Annotated in this window: 3 protein-coding genes; all 3 read left to right on the plus strand. The window is 64.2% G+C overall.

The window, feature by feature from the left end:
• Nucleotides 1–631 (plus strand): transposase (locus tag BLP83_RS18090; RefSeq protein ID WP_143006793.1); only part of this gene is annotated, 631 nt, incomplete at its 5' end.
• An 81-nt stretch (nt 632–712) separates the two neighbouring features.
• Nucleotides 713–994 (plus strand): type II toxin-antitoxin system RelE/ParE family toxin, encoded by a 282-nt coding sequence (locus BLP83_RS18095; protein ID WP_091246296.1) that lies wholly within the window; start codon nt 713–715, stop codon nt 992–994.
• Between the two features lie 14 nt (nt 995–1,008).
• Nucleotides 1,009–1,299 (plus strand): HigA family addiction module antitoxin, encoded by a 291-nt coding sequence (locus BLP83_RS18100; protein ID WP_091246299.1) that lies wholly within the window; start codon nt 1,009–1,011, stop codon nt 1,297–1,299.
• Nucleotides 1,300–1,451 lie beyond the last annotated feature (152 nt).

Consider the following 1,451-nt stretch of genomic DNA (forward strand, 5'->3'; position numbering starts at 1 on the left):
GCGTGGCAACAATCGCCTTCCCTGCTTCCTCGATGACATGGATCGCGCCTGCTATCGCCAACTGTTGCGGGAGGCGCTGCTCGCCACGGGCTGCACGCTGCACGCCAATGTGCTGCTGGACAACCACGTCCACCTGTTGGCAACGCCGCCCGAAGTGGGTGCCACAGGTTGCCTGATGCAACAGCTCGGCCGGCGCTATGTCGGGCAGTTCAACGCGCGCCACGCGCGCACCGGAACGCTGTGGGAAGGTCGGTACAAGGCCTGCCTGGTCGATAGCGACCACCATCTTCTCCGCTGCAGCCGCTACATCGACCTGAATCCCGTCCGCGCCCGCATGACGGAAGACCCTGCCGCATTCCCGTGGTCGAGCTGCGCGGGCCTGTGCGGGCTCCGCGAGGATCCTCTGCAGAGCCGGCACCCAGTCCAGCACGCGCTCGGAACAGACCACTATCGCGCCCTGCTCTCCGAGGCGATCAGCGACGAAGACTTGGCCGCGATCCGGCTCTACCTGCAACAACAGCGCGCCTACGGCCGCGACGACTTTCGTGCGATGGTCGAAGCCAAGACCCAGCGCTTCGCAAGCTCGCGGCCGGCACATCGGCCGGCCAGATCAAAGAACGCGACCGGGTAAGTGAACCTGACCCTGTTCTTCCACCTTTCTTGGTTGCCATAACGCCTTGCGTCATATAACGCCCAACGCTATGGTTGCAATATGATCCGGACCTTCAACGACAAGGAAGCCGAGAGGATCTGGGGCGGCTCGCCATCCCGGCGGCTGCCCGCTGACATCCAGCACGTCGCCCGTCGCAAGCTGCGTATGCTCAACAACGCCGCCAGTCTCGATGACCTGAGAATACCGCCCGCCAACAGGCTGGAAGCGCTCAAGGGTGACCGCAAGGGTCAGCACAGCATCCGCATCAACGACCAGTGGCGAATCTGCTTCCGCTGGAAGAACGGTGACGCTCTCGATGTTGAGATCGTCGACTACCACTGAGGTGTGCGCCCATCATGAAAGTGCTGCCAAACATCCACCCCGGCGAGATCCTGCTGGAAGAGTTCCTCAGCCCCCTTGGCCTCAGCCAGAACGCCCTGGCGCGTGCCGTAGGCGTGCCGCCGCGCCGCATCAACGAGATCGTGCTCGGCAAGCGTGGCATCAGCGCCGACACCGCCGTGCGTCTAGCTGCGGCACTCGGCACCAGCGAACGCTTCTGGCTCGGCCTGCAGGCGGACTACGACCTGGAGGAAGCCAGGCGTGCCTTGGGCGGCAAGCTCAAGTTGATCGAGCGGGTTGCCGCTTGAGGGAAACGGGGTCAGGAAACAGGGTCAGGTTCACTTCCGACAGCCCCGCGCGCTGAATTCCTACAGCATCGCCAGCGTTGTGCCCACGTAGGGTGGCCACCGCTGCAGCGATGCTGTGCACATGGCCCGCCAACCTCGACTCGACCTGCCAG

This window comes from Aquimonas voraii (genome assembly GCF_900101825.1).
GTDB classification, from domain to species: domain Bacteria; phylum Pseudomonadota; class Gammaproteobacteria; order Xanthomonadales; family Xanthomonadaceae; genus Aquimonas; species Aquimonas voraii.

What these genes read in the sequence shown, in the direction of transcription:
- BLP83_RS18100 (WP_091246299.1), top strand. Translation starts at nt 1,009, where the DNA reads ATGAAAGTGCTGCCAAACATCCACCCCGGCGAGATCCTGCTGGAAGAG.
- BLP83_RS18095 (WP_091246296.1), top strand. Translation starts at nt 713, where the DNA reads ATGATCCGGACCTTCAACGACAAGGAAGCCGAGAGGATCTGGGGCGGC.